We start from the raw sequence: 15887 nt of genomic DNA on the forward strand, positions 1-15887 counted from the left end.
CTAGGCCCACTCCCCAATCCCGTCAAACGCAAATTTCACTTTTATGGCAATTTTTGCGAACTGGCGGCTGCGGCGCTCCTATAACGCTCCCGTCCTGCTTCCCGCCCCTCCCGTTCGTGGGGTCGTCCGAATGCGCGGCCCGGTACTGCCGTACCAACGGTCTCATCGTATTCAGATGCTAAAGAGGAAAATACGAAAAAACCGGCGCACGCTGCTTGCGTACGCCGGTTCTGTCTTTCGCCAGCCCGACATCAGTCGGACAGGAATTACTTGCGGAGCGTGAGACCGCCACCGAAGCGCTTGTTGAAGCGAGCGACCTGGCCACCGGTGTCGAGCATCGTGCCACGACCGCCGGTCCACGCCGGATGCGCGAGCGGGTCGATTTCGAGCGTCATCACATCACCTTCCTTACCCCAGGTCGACCGGGTCTGGTACTTGGTACCATCGGTCATCTGGATCGTGATCATGTGATAGTCGGGATGCGTATCGGCCTTCATCGTATGTCTCCGGTATAAACGGCTGGTTCCGACCAGCCTAAAGCACGGCGGGCCCGTACACACAGCGGCGCCATGATGCAAGCGAGCCCCCGTTTCGCCGATCACACCTTTGGCGGATCGGCGATCATCGCGGTGAAATTCGCTTCTGCGACCAGCTGACCGTCGACCAGGGCGCGCCCTGCGAATTTACAGACGCTTGCGCGCTTCTGCACGAACGTCACGTCGAGCTGAAGCAGAACCCCGGGCTCGACCGGCTTGCGAAACTTCGCACCGTCGATCGCCATGAAATAGACGAGCTTTCCCGAACCCGCGAGACCGAGCGATTCGACCGCCAATATGCCGGCGGCTTGCGCCATCGCCTCGACGATCAGCACGCCGGGCATGATCGGCCTGCCGGGGAAATGCCCCTGAAAGAACTGCTCGTTCATCGACACCGCCTTGATGGCGCTGATCGATGTGTCGGGGACGAGATCCACGACACGATCAACCAGCAACATCGGATAGCGGTGGGGCAATGCCGCCATCACCCGGCCGATATCGAGCGGTCCGCTCGATCGACCGGGCGCGGCGTCAGCCACGTCGACGTTCACGTTATCCGTGCTCACCGACGAAGTTCTCAGCGGCCCTGCGGCGTCGTGCGCGCAGGCGTCGCGCGGGCGGGTGCCGCTGCAGCAGGTGCGGCTGCCCCACCCTGCTGGCCCTGCTGGTTCGGCTGCCAGCCGGCAGGCGGCGTGATGCCGACGGTCGGGACGAGACGGTCGAGCTCGGCCGTGATCGACGCCGTGATATCGGCAGCCGGCTGTGCGAACAATGCGGCATCGGGACGAAGCAGCAGGGTCACGTTCTTGGCGCGAACCGCATTGCTGACCGCATCGCCGAGCTTCGCCTGGATCTGTTCGATGACATATTGCTGGGCGCGCTGTGCCGGCTGGGTCAGACGCGCGAGTTCCTGGTTTGCCGCGGTCTCGCGTGCCTGGATCGCCTGAGCCTGGCTCTGGAGCGACGCCGCATTCGGGGTCGGCGCGCGCTGTGCGGTCTGGAAGGCGGTCACGAGCGGCTGGAGTTCGCGGGCGATCGCCTGGCGGCGGGTCTCGGCCTGGTCGAGCTGTGCCTTGTAGGTCGTCTCGATCTGGCCACGCGCGGTGGTCCAGGCCTTGGAGCCTGCGATCGCGCCCTGCGGGTCGGCGACCGCGATACCCGAAACCTGGGCCTGCGCCGGTGCGACGATCGCCGCCGGTGCGAGCACGGCTGCGGCGAGAAGAAGCGTCTTGAACGTCGTCATCAGAACTGTGTCCCTACGTTGAAAGTAATAAGCTTGGGGTCATCACCCGGCTGCGTCAGGATCGCCTTGGCAAGATCGATACGCAGCGGGCCGAACGGCGAATTCCAGTTCACGCCGATACCCACCGACAGACGCGGTCGCGGCGAATTGCCAAGGAAGGTCTCCTTGAACGGCGCGATCGCGCTGGTCGCAATGACATTGGCCTCGGCGCCTGCGCAGGCGCCGCCGAGCGTATCGGAATAGCCCGTCTGACACGTCGTCGCCCGCTGCGCCGTTTCGGTCGCGCCGGTCGGCGTGTAGGTGTTGAAATAGAGCTGGCGGCCTGCGCTGTCGAACAGCGGCGTGTTGATCGGCAACACGGTGACATTGCCGGCCGCGTCGACCGACGTTGGGAAGACCGCGGTTGGCAACGGCTTGGTGATGCCGAACAGGCTGCCGATCTGTGCATAGATGGTCGGCCGAAGCCCCAGTTCGCGCGCGCCAGAGCCCAGCGGAATCTCGATTTCGGCACGAGCCAGATAATAAGCCCGGCCGCCGAGCGCGTCGTCGACGATCTGATTGCGATCGGTCACTACCGTCTGCGTGCCATCGGCCGCAGTGACATATTGCTGGCGCAGGACCCGCGGACCGACGCCCCGAATGTCAAAGCCGCGGAATTGCGGCTCGCCGAGATAGAAGCGGTCGGTGATGCGGACGCGGTCGACACCCTCGCCACGGCTCTTCTCGAGCGAGTGGATATAGCCGCCCTCGGCGATGATCGAGCCGATAAAGCCGCTGCCGAGGTTCCAGAACTTCGATCCTTCGGCGCGCGTACGGATATACTTCACGTCGCCGCCCAGACCGGCAAAGTCCTGGCTGAACGAGAAGCGCTGCCCGGCGGTCGGGCGCAAACGGCTGTTCAGCGTATCGTAGATCAGCGAATAGCCGATCGACGACGTCCAGCGATTGCCGAGTGCCTCACAGAGGTAGCGCCCGGCCTTGAGCGGGTCGCAGACGCCGTTGGTGAAATAGGAGGCCTGATCGAGGCCGACCTCGTCATAGGACAGGCCGTAGCGGCCCGACAGCGACCAGAACTCGGTCAGCGGCACACCGGCACGGATCTGGAAGCCCGTCGAGACCTGTGAATAGGTCGTCTGGCGGTCGTTCCCGACATAGTTGAAAGAATTGTAATCGCGCCGGAATATGTCGCCACCGAGCGCGATGTTCTTGTCGAACAGATACGGCTCGGTGAAGCCAAGCTCGATCGACTTGGAATAGCTCGAATAGTTCACGCCGGCGCGCAGTTCCTGGCCCTTGCCGCGGAAATTGCGTTGCGTGATGTTCGCCTGGATGATGAACCGCTCGAGGCTCGAATAGCCCGCCGACAGCTGCAATTCGCCCGTCGAGCGCTCTTCCAGATTGGTTTCAAGGATCACGCGGTCAGGCGCGGAGCCTGGCGTCTGCTTGATTTCCATCTTGTCCTGGAAATAGCCGAGCGAGTTGATGCGATCCTGCGAGCGCTTCACCTGGAAGCTGTTGAACGCGTCGCCCTCCGCCAGGCGGATCTCGCGACGCACAACCTTGTCCTGCGTCTGCGAATTGCCGTTGATCTCGACCCGCTCGACATAGGTGCGCTTGGCTTCGGCGATGTTGAAGTTGATACCCATGGTCAGAGTATCGACGTCCTTCTGGAACTCCGGGTTCACCTCGGTGAACGCATAGCCGAAGAGGCCCGCGGTCTGGCTCAAATTGTCGACCGAATCCTCGACGAGCTTCGCGTTATACCACTCGCCCTTCTTGAGCGGCAGCGTCGAGGCGAGCTTCTTGTTGTCGAAGTCGCGGATCTGGCTGTCGACGGTGACGTCACCGAATTTGTAGCGCTTGCCCTCCTCCACCACGTACGTGATGATGAAGTCCTTCTTGTCCGGCGTCAGCTCGGCGACCGCGGACGTGACGCGGAAATCGGCATAGCCCTCGGTCAGGTAGAACTGGCGCAGCTTCTGCTGGTCGTAGCTCAGGCGATCCTGGTCATAGCTGGTCGCCGAGGACAGGAGGCGGAAGAGCCGCGCCTGCTTGGTCGCCATCTGGCCGCGGATCTTGTCGTCCGAGAACACCTCGTTGCCAAGAATGTTGATCTGGCGGACCTTGGACTTCGGGCCTTCGCTGATCTCGAACACGACGTCGACGCGGTTCTGGTCGAGATTGACCATCTTCGGATCGACGACCGCGGCAAAGCGGCCCTGCCGGCGATAGAGCTCGATGATCCGCGCGATGTCCTGTCGGACCGCGGTGCGCGTGAAGATCTGCCGCGGCGCGAGCTTGATCTCCTTGGTGATCTTGTCCGCCTTGAGCGCCTTGTTGCCCTCTAGGATCACGCGGTTGATGATCGGATTCTCGCGGATACGCAGGACGATATTGCCGTCCTCGACCCCGGCGATCGAATAATCCGCGAACAGGTCGCTTGCCTGCAGGTCCTTGAGCGCCTGATCGAGCGTCTCGGCCGTGTACGGAATGCCGACGCGGAGCTTGGTGTAGCTCAACACGGTCTCGGGCTCGATGCGCTGCGAGCCTTCGACACGCAAAGTCTTGATCAGAGTCTGGGATACAGGCGCCGCTACGGGCGTTGTAGGAGCAGATGCAGGGGAAGCCGCCTGTGCACGCGGCGGACCGGATCGTGCCTGAGCCGCGGGCGCGGCGCCGGTAGGCGCAACCTGTGCCCAGACCGGCACGCCGGACAGCATCGTACCTGCCAGGAGCAGGGCGCCGTTACGCGCCAAAGTGTAACCGTTGATTGCTGTCACCAAACCCACCCCAAGAAACTTGCATACGCAAGGGCGCGCCCGCCCTGCCCTAACCGCGTCAGCCGATCAAGCCGGCCAGATTCTTCCACAACCCGAAATTGCCGAGATCGTTGAAGGTCACGAGAAGCATCAATGCGAGGATCGCCGCAAGACCGCCGCGATACGCCCATTCCTGAACGTCGGGACCGACGGGCTTTCGCCGGACTGCCTCTATCGCATAAAATAGCAAATGTCCGCCATCAAGCATCGGCACTGGCAGCAGGTTGATGAACCCCAGATTGATGGACACCAGCGCAATCAGAAAGACATAGGCATCGAGGCCGAGCGACATCTGCTCGCCCGAGACCTTGGCGATACTGAGCGGTCCGCCGAGTTCCTTGACGGAGCGACGGCCCGAAATCACCTGGCCTAGCGTCTCGACCATCATCGAGACGATCTCGCCGGTCCGCTTCACCGCGACGGCCGGTGCTTCGAGCAAGCCGACGCGAACGACGATGGGTTTGCCACCGGCGATCCCGAGCCGGCCGATCCGATATTCATTCCCGAACCGGTCGCGCTGGAGCTCGGTACCGATCACGACATCGCGCGATACCAGTCGTCCATCACGCAGTACATCAATGCGAGTGCGTTCTCCCGCACGGATGCGGGCATAGCGTGCCATGTCGTCGAAGGTTTCGACCGAACGCCCGCCCAGCGCGGTGACCCGGTCGCCCTGTTGCAGACCGGCGAGTGCCGCCGCACTGCCCGAAACGGTGGCCCCGATCACCGGCGGCATCCGGACGTCGCCATAAGCGAGCGCGAATCCGGCGAGGATGACGATTGCGACGACGAAATTGACCACCGGACCTGCGGCAACGACAATCGCGCGCTGCCAAACCGGTTTCGACTGGAATGTCCGCTGACGTTCGTCGGCAGGCAAGGCGAGCCATTCGGCGGAAGGCTGGCTTGCCGGGGTCATGTCCCCGGCGAATTTCACATAACCGCCAAGCGGCAGCCAGCCGAATTTCCAGCGTGTGCCGCGACGATCGGTAAAGCCCGCGATCTCGCGTCCGAACCCGATCGCAAAGGCATCGGCCTTGATCCCGAATATCCGTCCAGCGAGATAATGGCCCATCTCGTGAACAAACACGAGCGGTCCGATGCCGAGCATAAAGGACAGGATCGTCAGCAGGATACCGGGCGTTTCGATCAAACCACGCAATCCTTCACACGCTCGCTCGCAAGGCGCCGCGCCTCGGCGTCGATGGCCAGAACGGCATCGACGCTATCCGGTGCGGCCGGATCGTAGCGTATCAGCGTATCCTCCACGATTGCGGCAATTTCGAGGAAGCCGATCCGGCGGTTGAGAAAGGCGTCGACCGCGACCTCGTTCGCCGCGTTGAGGATCGCCGGGCGCCCCCCGCCCGCGTCCAGTGCTTCGCGGGCCAGCCGCAGTGCGGGAAACCGGACCGGATCGGGCGCCGCAAAATCGAGTCGGCCGATGCCGACGAGATCGAGCGGCGCCATCGGTGTCGCCATCCGGTCGGGCCAGGCCAGGGTATGTGCGATCGGCGTGCGCATGTCAGGCGGGCCGAGCTGCGCGAGAACCGAGCCATCGACATAGTCGACCAGGCTGTGAATCACCGACTGCGCATGGATGACGATCTCGATCCGGTCGGGAGCGATCGGGAACAGCCGGGCGGCCTCGATCAGTTCGAGCCCCTTGTTCATCATCGTCGCCGAATCGACCGATATCTTCGCGCCCATCGACCAGTTGGGATGCTTGACAGCCTGTTCGAGCGTCACGCCGCGCATCTTATCGGTCGTCCAGTCGCGAAAGGGCCCGCCGCTGCACGTCAGGATGATCCGCCTTATGCCTTCGGGCCGCGCGGCATCAAAGCACTGAAAAATCGCGTTATGCTCGGAATCCGCCGGAAGCAGGGTCGCCCCGGACCGCGCCGCCGCACGAAGAATGACGTCGCCCGCGGAGACCAGCGGTTCCTTGTTCGCGATGACGACCGTGCCGCCCTGCTCGATGGCCGCCAGGACGGGCTTGAGGCCCGCACAGCCGACGATCGCGCCCATCGTCCAGTCGGCGCCCGATGCGGCGGCCTCGGCGATCGCGTCAGGGCCGCCGCCGGCCCGGACACCGGTGCCCGCCAGCGCCGTCCGCAACTCTGGCAGGCATTGCTCGTCGGCAACCACCGCGAATTCGGCGCGGGTCCGGATCGCGGCCGCGGCGAGCCGCGCGACGTCACAATTTGCGGTCAGCGCGACGACGCGAAAACGATCGGGCTCGCGTTCGACGAGATCAAGCGTCGACGTACCGACCGACCCGGTCGCACCGAGAATCGTGACGCTTTTCATGAGTATAAGCTCGGCAACATGATGAGTAACGCCGCGACCGGGGCGACCGGGACAAGCCCGTCGAGACGGTCCATCACGCCGCCATGACCGGGCAGCGTATTGCCGCTGTCCTTGACGCCTGCGACGCGCTTCAACCAGCTTTCGTACAGGTCCCCCATCTGCGCCAGCGCCGCGAGAAACGGCGTGGCGAGCGCAAGGTGGAACGGCAGCGCATATTCGACGTGGAGGATCGCGGCGACGATGCCCGCGAGCGCCACGCCGCCAATCAGGCCCGACCAAGTCTTGTTCGGACTGATCACGGGTGCAAGCTTGGGTCCGCCGAGCGACCGCCCGGTGAAGAACGCGCCGATATCGCACGCCCAGACCAGCGACAGCGCCCAGAGGGTCAGAAGCACGCCGTCCTCCTGACGCCGGATGATCATCAGCGCGAGCACGGGCAGCCCGCAATAGATGATTCCGAGCGCCAGCGGAGGCCTACGCGTGGTGATGACGACGAAGAACGCCGCCCCGGCAAGCAGGCCCAGCGTGAAGAAATCGTGCACGACGAGGATCAGCGAGGCCGGCGCCATCAGCGCGAGCGGCACGGACAACGCGAACTGCGTCATGCGCCTGGTTTTCGCGTCGGCCCCCTGCAGCATCGCCCATTCGGCCATCATGAACAGCGCGGCCACCACGCCCAACAGCCAGAAAGCAATGCCGCCCAGCGTCAGGGCGATGCTCGCGACGACGATCATGCCGACGCTCGCGATCATCCGGAGCTTGAGGTTGGATGGTGTGCGAAGCGCCTGATCGGGGGCCCGTTCGGGATCGGTAAGCGTCACAGCCCACCATAGCGGCGTTGCCGCACGCCAAAGGCCGCAACGGCCTCGGCGAGCGCGTCGCCGTCGAAATCGGGCCAGAGCGTGTCGACGAACAGCAGTTCGGCATAGGCCGCCTGCCACAACAGGAAATTCGACAGGCGTTGTTCGCCCGAGGTGCGGATCATCAGGTCCAGCGGGGGAAGATCACGCGTGTCGAGTTCGCCCTCGACCATCGCCGCGTCGATGCTTGCCGGATCCAGCACCCCGTCGCGCGCGCGTTCCGCCAGGCGGCGGGCGGCGAGCACGAGTTCGGCATGGGCGCCATAGTTGAGTGCGATCGCGAGCAGCGGACCCGTATTGGCCGCGGTCCGCGCAATCGCATCATCGACCATCGCGACCAGATCGGGCGAGAAGGCGTGGTAGTCGCCGATGACGCACAAACGGACATTCTCGCGCGTCAGTTCGTCGAGATCGCTGCGGATGAAATGCCGCAGCAACCCCATGAGATCGCTGACCTCTTCCGCGGGGCGGCGCCAGTTCTCGGAGGAGAACGCATAAAGCGTGAGCGCCTCGATCCCCATCGCCCGCGCCGCGCGGGTGACATTGCGCACCGCGTCGACGCCCGCCTTGTGGCCGGCAAAGCGGGGGAGGAAGCGCTTCTTCGCCCACCGCCCATTGCCGTCCATGATGATCGCGACATGACGCGGCACCGCGCCGCCCCCAGGAACGGCGACGAGCGACGCAGCCTGGGAGGCTCCGGCCGAAGCAGCGCCAAGCGGCCTCACTTGCCCAGGATTTCCTTTTCCTTGGCGCCCGCGGTCGCGTCGAGATCGGCGATCGTGCTGTCGGTGAGCTTCTGCACCTCGACTTCGTGACGCTTGCGCTCGTCCTCGCCGAACACGCCCTTCTTCTCGTCGACCTTCAGCGAATCCATCCCGTCGCGACGGACGTTACGGACCGCAATGCGGGCCTTTTCAGCATATTGGCCGGCGAGCTTGGCGAGTTCCTTGCGACGCTCCTCGGTCAGATCGGGAATCGGCAGACGCAGCGTCTGACCGTCGACGATCGGGTTGAGACCCAGCCCGGCGGAGCGGATCGCCTTGTCGGTCGGGCCGACATTCGACTTGTCCCAGACCTGCACCGACAGCATCCGCGGCTCGGGCGCCGACACGGTCGCGACCTGGTTGAGCGGCATCGATGAGCCGTAGACCGTGACCATCACCGGATCGAGCAGCGCGGTCGACGCGCGGCCGGTGCGAAGCCCGGCCAGATCGTGCTTCAGCGCTTCGACGGCACCCGCCATGCGGCGTTCCAGGTCGCTCTTGTCATACGCTGCCATCTTAACTCTCCTGCTCGTTCTGGACGATCGTCGACACGCCATCACCCGCCAGCACCGCGGCAAGATTGCCGGGTTCGCGGATGTTGAAGACGACGATCGGGATATCATTGTCGCGGCACAAAGCGATCGCGCTCGCGTCCATGACCTTGAGGTCCTCGGACAGCACCGTGCTGTACGAGATCGTCTCGTAGCGCGTTGCGTCCGGGTCCTTTTTCGGATCGGCGCTGTAGACGCCGTCGACCGACGTGCCCTTGAACAGCGCGTCGCACTTCATTTCGGCAGCACGCAGCGCGGCGCCCGAATCGGTGGTGAAATAGGGGCTGCCGACACCGGCCGCGAAGATCACGACGCGGCCCTTTTCGAGGTGCCGTTCGGCGCGACGCCGGATGAAGGGTTCGCAGACGCTCGCCATCGGGATCGCCGACTGGACGCGCGTGTCGATGCCGATCTGCTCGAGCGCGTTCTGCACCGCGAGCGCGTTCATCACGGTCGCGAGCATACCCATATAATCGGCGGTCGCGCGCTCGAAGCCCTTGGCGGCGGCGGCGAGGCCACGGAAGATGTTGCCACCCCCGACGACGATGCAGATCTCATAGCCCTTGGCGCGGACGTCGGCGATCTCGCCGGCGACGCGTGCAGTGACGGTGGGATCGATCGAAAGACCGGCGGGTCCCATCAGGACTTCGCCCGACAGTTTGAGCAAAATGCGTTTGAAGCGCGGAGGCGTCATAAATCTCGAATTGTGATTGGCGGGGCGGCGCGGACCTTAGGCGGCGAGGCCGGGGATGTGAAGCGCTGCGACGTGCCTGTGTGGACTCTGAGCGGTCAGGAGACGGAAAATCGTCGACCGCAGGAGGGCGCGCGAGGGGAAATGCCGTCATTTCCGCGGAGATGGAGGGGCTGGCGTCGCGAGCGACACCGACCGCCTAGGGTCTGGATCCCCGCCTGCGCGGGGATCACGGAGTAGCGCACGGCTACTCCGTGATCTTTCTCCCCTCGGGGAGACGGTAGACCAGCGGAGCCGGATGAGGGGCGTGAGGTTCGAGACCTCGCCACTCCCCTCACCCTTCCCACGGCCGAGTGGCCGTGGGCCCCTTCCCTCTCCCCGGACGGGAGAGGGAGGGCGTTGTTACGCCTGGGGGACGCCCGAGGCGGCAGCGACTTCGGCGGCGAAGTCGGACTGCTCCTTCTCGATGCCTTCGCCGAGCTGGAAGCGGACATAGTCCACCAGCTTGATCTCGGCGCCCGCGTCCTTGCCGGCCTTGGCGACGACGTCCGAGATCTTGGTCTTGCCGTCCATCACGAACAGCTGGCTGACCAGGGCGTGCTCCTTGCGGTACTTGGCGATGCCGCCTTCGACCATCTTTGCAATGATATCAGCAGGCTTGCCCGAATCGGCGGCCTTTTCGGTCGCGATCGCGCGCTCACGCTCGATCTCGGCTTCGTCGAGATCGGCCTCGTTCAGCGCCTTCGGGAACGCCGCTGCGATGTGCATCGCGAGCTGCTTGCCGAGCGTCTGGAGCACCTCGTCCGACGCCTCCGACTCGAGCGCGACGAGCACGCCGATCTTGCCGAGGCCCGGCGATGCCGCGTTGTGAATGTACGGAACGACCGCACCCTTGCTGACTTCGAGCGTGCGCGAACGGCGCAGCGACTGGTTCTCGCCGATCGTCGCGACGTTGTTCGTCAGGACTTCCTCGACGGTCTTGCCCGATGGCATCGCCTGCGTCTTGAGCGAGTCGATGTCACCGCCGGTGGCGAGCGCGATCTGCGTCACGTCACGGACAAACGACTGGAACTGATCGTTCTTTGCGACGAAATCGGTTTCCGAGTTGACCTCGACCGCAGCACCCTTGGTGCCCGAAACGGCGACGCCGACCAGACCCTCGGCCGCGGTGCGGCTGGACTTCTTGGCGGCGGCGGCGAGACCCTTGGTCCGCAGCCAGTCCATCGCCTGCTCCATGTCGCCGGCATTCTCGCTGAGCGCCTTCTTGCAGTCCATCATGCCCGCGCCGCTCTTTTCGCGCAGATCCTTGACCATTGCTGCCGTGATATCAGCCATGTCCGTAAATCCTCTTTAGTCTGAATGTAGTTGCGGGCGAGGTAAGGCCAGATGCCCTACCCCGCCCGCATGACGGTTCGGCGACGACGCTTATGCGTCGATCTGGCGCTCACCCTCGGCCGCGAACTCTGCGGCGGTCTCGGCGTTCGCCGCAACCTGCGTCGTGTCGGCGGTCGGCTCGACGGTCGGCTCGGCGATCGCCTCTTCCTTCGGCGGCTCGACCATCGCACCGATGTCGGCACCGGTCCGGCGCTGCTGCTCCTGGCCACCACGAGTCGCTGCGATTGCAATGGCTTCGCAGTAGAGGCGGATGGCGCGCGCGGCGTCGTCGTTCGCGGGCACCGGGAAGGCGATGCCGTCCGGCGAGACGTTCGAATCGAGGATCGCGACGACGGGAATACCCAGCGTGTTGGCTTCCTTGATCGCCAGCTCTTCCTTGTTCGCGTCGATCACGAACATCACGTCGGGAATGCCGCCCATGTCGCGGATGCCGCCGAGCGAAAGCTCGAGCTTGTCCTTCTCGCGGGTGAGCTGGAGCACTTCCTTCTTGGTCAGGCCGACGGTGTCACCCGACAGCATTTCCTCGAGCGTCTTCAGACGCTTGATCGAACCCGAGATGGTCTTCCAGTTGGTGAGCATGCCGCCCAGCCAGCGATGGTTGACGAAGTGCTGACCTGCGCGACGTGCGGCGTCGGCGACGGGCTCCTGCGCCTGGCGCTTGGTGCCGACGAACAGGACCTTGCCACCGCCGGCGACGGCCGACGAGACGAATTCGAGCGCGCGCGCGAAGAGCGGCACGGTCTGCGAGAGGTCGAGGATGTGGACGCCGTTGCGGTCACCGAAGATGTAAGGCTTCATCTTGGGGTTCCAGCGATGCGTCTGGTGACCAAAATGTGCGCCCGTTTCAATGAGCTGCTGCATCGAGACGACTGGTGCCGCCATAGGATATGTCCTTCCGGTTGTGCCTCTGGGAAGCGGATGACGTGCCGGCCGAATGACCGAAACGCACCGGGCTATGATGCCTCCCATGCGGGGTTAGAGGCGCGGCCCTTAGCCGGGGACCGCGCCAAATGCAACGGCTTACGTCCGACTTGACAAAAGAACGCAATAAGAACATAACGGGGTCAGAACAGAACAGAGGTTCGACTCGGCGTAGAATCACCCCGGAACGGCGGTGATCCAAATGCGACGAACGGAACGATGTTTTCGACCGGGTGTTGCGAACCTTAACACAATGTTCGCATTTGCAGGGAAGGCGAGCGGGAAGATGAGCGGGATGATGATAGTGAGCTTCATGGTGTTCTCGGGGTCGTTCGCAGTCGCGACCGCGGTGATCCTGACGTCGATCGCACCGCAATGGTCGCGCATCGTCAGCCTGGCATCGGGCAATGTCGAGCCGGCCTTCGCCCCGTTGCAGACGCTAGCGCGCGCCGAGCGCCGCATCGCGGTCCGCCGCTGGTCTTCGACCGGCATGCCGCAGCCGTCGCAGCGCTGGAATGCCGCCGCCTGAACTTTGGCGGTTTGACCTGGGCGCCTGATCGACAGGCGCCTTTACTGATCCACGGGCGTGGCCGGCTTGTGGATTACATGGGGATCGAACTTTCCGGGTCTGCCCCGGGCCGGCGGGCCCGGGGCTCGATAGGCCGGATCAGAGACCCGGTTTGGCGGACGTCTCGCCGCTACGGACGCCGGCGCGCTGGCGGCGGACCCGGGCATAGCTGGCGATGCTGAACGGCATCGAGACGATATAGAGAAGGCAGATGACGCTGAGCGTGTGCCAGGGGGCGCTGACGAGCGCGGCACCGAGCAGGACGACGAGCGCGATCGCCTCGAACCGGACGTTACGACGCAGCTTGAGCGAACTCCACGACCAGGTCGCGATACTCGACACCATCAGCAGCGCGACGAACGCGATCCAGGGTGCGACGATATAGGGCGAGGCGAAGAACGGTTCGTCGGTCCAGAACCAGAAGAACATCGGCATGAGCGCGAGCCCTGCCCCGGCCGGCGCGGGCACACCGGTCAGGAAGCCCGCGGATTTGTGCGGCTGATGGCTCTCGTCGATCTTGGCGTTGAAGCGCGCGAGGCGGAGCGCGCAGAACACGGCGAAGATCAGCGCGCAGATCCAGCCCATTCGGGGCAGCGCGGCGAGCGACCAGAGATAGACGATCAGTGCAGGCGCGACGCCGAAGGAGATCGCATCGGACAGCGAATCGAGTTCTGCGCCGAACCGGCTCTCGCCGTGGAGCATGCGCGCGATCCGGCCGTCGAGCCCGTCGAGCACACCCGCGACCATGATCATCGCGACCGCGCTTTCCCATTGGCCGCCGATCGCGAACCGGACGCCGCTGAGACCCGAACACAGGGCAAGTGCGGTGACCGCATTGGGTGCGACCGCGCGGAGCGGCAGGCCGCGGCGCGGCCGGCGCGCCCGCATCGCACGTCCCGCCGCCTGCGACTCGTCCGCGCGGCTGACGGATCCGTAAGACGTCCCGTCCCGATCGTTCACCGGACCATCATTCAAAGGACCATCATGCTCTGGTCGATCATTCGAAGGACCATCGATCGCAGGACCATCGATCACTGGGCAATGCCGCCGACGGGCACGCCGCCGACACGGCCGAGCACGGTCTCGCCGGCGATGCTGCGCTGGCCGAGACAGACCTGGGGGACGACATGATCGGGGAGATAGACGTCGACGCGGCTGCCGAATCGGATGAGCCCGATCCGCTGGCCGACCGCGACCATGTCGCCCGCCTTGACGAAGCCCAGGATGCGACGCGCGACGAGCCCGGCGATCTGGGTGAAGCCGATCCGCATGCCGTTGCGATCCTCGACCACGAAATGCTGGCGCTCATTTTCCTCGGACGCCTTGTCGAGATCGGCGTTGAGGAACTTGCCCGAGATATAGACGACCTGGCGGATCGTGCCCGCGATCGGCGTGCGGTTGATGTGCACGTCGAACACCGACATGAAGATCGACACGCGCACCAGCGGTGCATCGCCGAGACCATTCTCGCCGGCGAGTTCGCGCGGGATGGGGACGCGCTGGATCATCGTGATCAGCCCGTCGGCGGGGGCGACGATCAGCCCCTCGCCCTGCGGCGTGGTGCGAACGGGGTCACGGAAAAAGGTCGCGACCCAGATCACGACGCCGACCATCGGCCAGAACAGCACATGGCTGAGCATCGTCAGCAGCAATGTGATGCCGGTCGCGATGGCGACGTATTTATAGCCTTCCGGATGGACTGCGGGAAATCGCCATTTGACCGTGGAGGTCGTGACGGGCGGCTTGTCGAGCGATGCCATAGCGTGCGGGTCTATCCGTGCCGGACGCGCGATACAACGATGAACAGCCTTTTCGCGACAGGACCGGGGGTTGCGCGAGGTTGCTCGAGGTTGCTTCGCGCGACATTCGGCAGTCGATCGGGGCGCGCCCGACGGTTGATCGGCGGGGCCGGCTCCCCTAGACGCTCCCCCAACCCCCTCCCCCGAAGGACGATATATGGCGAAGATCAAGGTTAAGAATCCGATCGTGGAGATCGACGGCGACGAGATGACCCGGATCATCTGGGAATGGATCCGCGAGCGCCTGATCAAGCCGTATCTCGACATCCAGCTCGATTATTACGATCTCGGCGTCGAGCATCGCGACGCGACCGACGACCAGGTGACCATCGACAGCGCGCTCGCCACGCAGAAGCACGGCGTCGCGGTCAAGTGCGCGACGATCACGCCCGACGAGCAGCGCGTGACCGAATTCGGCCTGAAGAAGATGTGGAAGTCGCCCAACGGCACGATCCGCAACATCCTGGGCGGGACGATCTTCCGCGAGCCGATCGTGATCAAGAACGTCCCCCGCCTGATCCCGGGCTGGACCCACCCGATCGTCGTCGGCCGCCATGCGTTCGGCGACCAGTATCGCGCGACCGATTTCCTCGTCCCCGGCCCGGGCAAGCTGCGCCTGGTGTTCGAAGGCGATGACGGCGCGACGATCGACCGCGAAGTGTTCCAGTTCCCGTCGGCGGGCGTCGCGATGGCGATGTACAATCTCGACGACTCGATCCGCGACTTCGCGCGCGCGTCGATGCATTACGGCCTGAACCTGAAATGGCCGGTGTATCTGTCGACCAAGAACACGATCCTGAAGGCCTATGACGGCCGCTTCAAGGACCTCTTCGCAGAGGTTTTCGAGAGCGAATTCAAGGACAAGTTCAAGGAAGCGGGCATCGTCTACGAGCATCGCCTGATCGACGACATGGTCGCGTCGGCGCTGAAGTGGAACGGCGAGTTCGTGTGGGCGTGCAAGAACTATGACGGCGACGTCCAGTCGGACCAGGTCGCACAGGGCTTCGGCTCGCTGGGCCTGATGACCTCGATCCTGCTGACCCCGGACGGCAAGACCGTCGAGGCCGAAGCCGCGCACGGCACGGTCACGCGTCACTTCCGCATGCACGAGCAGGGCAAGGCGACCTCGACCAACCCGATCGCGTCGATCTTCGCCTGGACCGGTGGCCTGAAGTATCGCGGCAAGTTCGACGACACGCCCGACGTGACGAAGTTCGCCGAGACGCTCGAGCGCGTCTGCGTCCAGACGGTCGAGAACGGCCACATGACCAAGGATCTCGCGATCCTGATCGGGCCGGACCAGCCCTGGATGACGACCGAGCAGTTCTTCGAGCAGGTCCGCTCGAACCTCGAAGCCGAAATGGCCAACTGGGCGTGACGGACGGCCCCTCCCGGAAACGGGAGGGGCCTTTTTTTGGGTGCGGGTTGCGGTG

At 64.5% G+C, this 15887-nt stretch carries 16 protein-coding genes; 2 read left to right on the forward strand and 14 right to left on the reverse strand.

Annotation, left to right across the window (positions count from 1 at the left end):
• Positions 1-266: 266 nt before the first annotated feature.
• The 12 genes from rpmE to rpsB form a co-directional block, all read right to left on the reverse strand.
• On the reverse strand, positions 267-497 hold the full coding sequence (gene rpmE, locus IFT87_RS00005; protein ID WP_031393312.1) for a 50S ribosomal protein L31: 231 nt from the start codon (positions 495-497) through the stop codon (positions 267-269).
• 101 nt (positions 498-598) lie between these two features.
• On the reverse strand, positions 599-1102 hold the full coding sequence (fabZ, locus tag IFT87_RS00010; protein WP_426291022.1) for a 3-hydroxyacyl-ACP dehydratase FabZ: 504 nt from the start codon (positions 1100-1102) through the stop codon (positions 599-601).
• 11 nt (positions 1103-1113) lie between these two features.
• The gene (locus tag IFT87_RS00015; protein ID WP_031439361.1) at positions 1114-1779 is read right to left on the reverse strand and encodes an OmpH family outer membrane protein; all 666 of its coding nucleotides are present in this window, start codon (positions 1777-1779) and stop codon (positions 1114-1116) included.
• Complete coding sequence (bamA, locus tag IFT87_RS00020; protein WP_192007673.1) at positions 1779-4499, reverse strand: outer membrane protein assembly factor BamA; 2721 nt, start codon at positions 4497-4499, stop codon at positions 1779-1781. Before bamA ends, IFT87_RS00015 begins: the two co-directional genes overlap by 1 nt.
• A 118-nt stretch (positions 4500-4617) precedes the next feature.
• On the reverse strand, positions 4618-5751 hold the full coding sequence (rseP, locus tag IFT87_RS00025; RefSeq protein WP_192007120.1) for an RIP metalloprotease RseP: 1134 nt from the start codon (positions 5749-5751) through the stop codon (positions 4618-4620).
• On the reverse strand, positions 5748-6905 hold the full coding sequence (locus IFT87_RS00030) for a 1-deoxy-D-xylulose-5-phosphate reductoisomerase (RefSeq protein ID WP_192007122.1): 1158 nt from the start codon (positions 6903-6905) through the stop codon (positions 5748-5750). The genes rseP and IFT87_RS00030 overlap by 4 nt, the downstream gene beginning before the upstream one ends.
• On the reverse strand, positions 6902-7657 hold the full coding sequence (locus IFT87_RS00035; protein WP_052149409.1) for a phosphatidate cytidylyltransferase: 756 nt from the start codon (positions 7655-7657) through the stop codon (positions 6902-6904). The genes IFT87_RS00030 and IFT87_RS00035 overlap by 4 nt, the downstream gene beginning before the upstream one ends.
• Positions 7658-7722: 65 nt before the next feature.
• Positions 7723-8490, reverse strand: coding sequence for an isoprenyl transferase (locus IFT87_RS00040; RefSeq protein ID WP_446740624.1), 768 nt, complete (start codon positions 8488-8490; stop codon positions 7723-7725).
• Entirely contained in the window at positions 8487-9044 is a 558-nt protein-coding gene (frr, locus tag IFT87_RS00045; protein WP_031394213.1) for a ribosome recycling factor, read from the reverse strand. Before frr ends, IFT87_RS00040 begins: the two co-directional genes overlap by 4 nt.
• Before the next feature lies 1 nt (position 9045).
• Entirely contained in the window at positions 9046-9774 is a 729-nt protein-coding gene (gene pyrH, locus IFT87_RS00050) for a UMP kinase (RefSeq protein ID WP_031394212.1), read from the reverse strand.
• A gap of 399 nt (positions 9775-10173) precedes the next feature.
• Positions 10174-11106, reverse strand: a complete 933-nt coding sequence (gene tsf / locus IFT87_RS00055; RefSeq protein WP_037533281.1) for a translation elongation factor Ts — start codon at positions 11104-11106, stop codon at positions 10174-10176.
• Between the two features lie 90 nt (positions 11107-11196).
• Complete coding sequence (rpsB, locus tag IFT87_RS00060; RefSeq protein WP_031394210.1) at positions 11197-12048, reverse strand: 30S ribosomal protein S2; 852 nt, start codon at positions 12046-12048, stop codon at positions 11197-11199.
• A gap of 292 nt (positions 12049-12340) precedes the next feature.
• Here rpsB and IFT87_RS00065 point away from each other — a divergent pair, with 292 nt between their 5' ends.
• Positions 12341-12616 carry a hypothetical protein gene (locus IFT87_RS00065; RefSeq protein ID WP_235516292.1) on the forward strand — a complete coding sequence of 92 codons (276 nt, stop codon included), beginning with the start codon at positions 12341-12343 and terminating at the stop codon, positions 12614-12616.
• Positions 12617-12754: 138 nt separating this feature from the next.
• On the opposite strand, the gene pssA is transcribed toward IFT87_RS00065, so the two are convergent.
• The gene (gene pssA, locus IFT87_RS00070) at positions 12755-13543 is read right to left on the reverse strand and encodes a CDP-diacylglycerol--serine O-phosphatidyltransferase (protein WP_031439368.1); all 789 of its coding nucleotides are present in this window, start codon (positions 13541-13543) and stop codon (positions 12755-12757) included.
• Between the two features lie 143 nt (positions 13544-13686).
• On the reverse strand, positions 13687-14415 hold the full coding sequence (locus IFT87_RS00075) for a phosphatidylserine decarboxylase (protein WP_031440639.1): 729 nt from the start codon (positions 14413-14415) through the stop codon (positions 13687-13689).
• Positions 14416-14611: 196 nt separating this feature from the next.
• Between IFT87_RS00075 and IFT87_RS00080 the strand changes: the two genes are divergently transcribed.
• On the forward strand, positions 14612-15832 hold the full coding sequence (locus IFT87_RS00080) for an NADP-dependent isocitrate dehydrogenase (protein ID WP_031394019.1): 1221 nt from the start codon (positions 14612-14614) through the stop codon (positions 15830-15832).
• The last annotated feature ends 55 nt before the right edge of the window (positions 15833-15887 follow it).

The sequence above is a fragment of the Sphingomonas sp. CFBP 8765 genome (assembly GCF_014841445.1).
Taxonomy (GTDB): domain Bacteria; phylum Pseudomonadota; class Alphaproteobacteria; order Sphingomonadales; family Sphingomonadaceae; genus Sphingomonas; species Sphingomonas aerolata.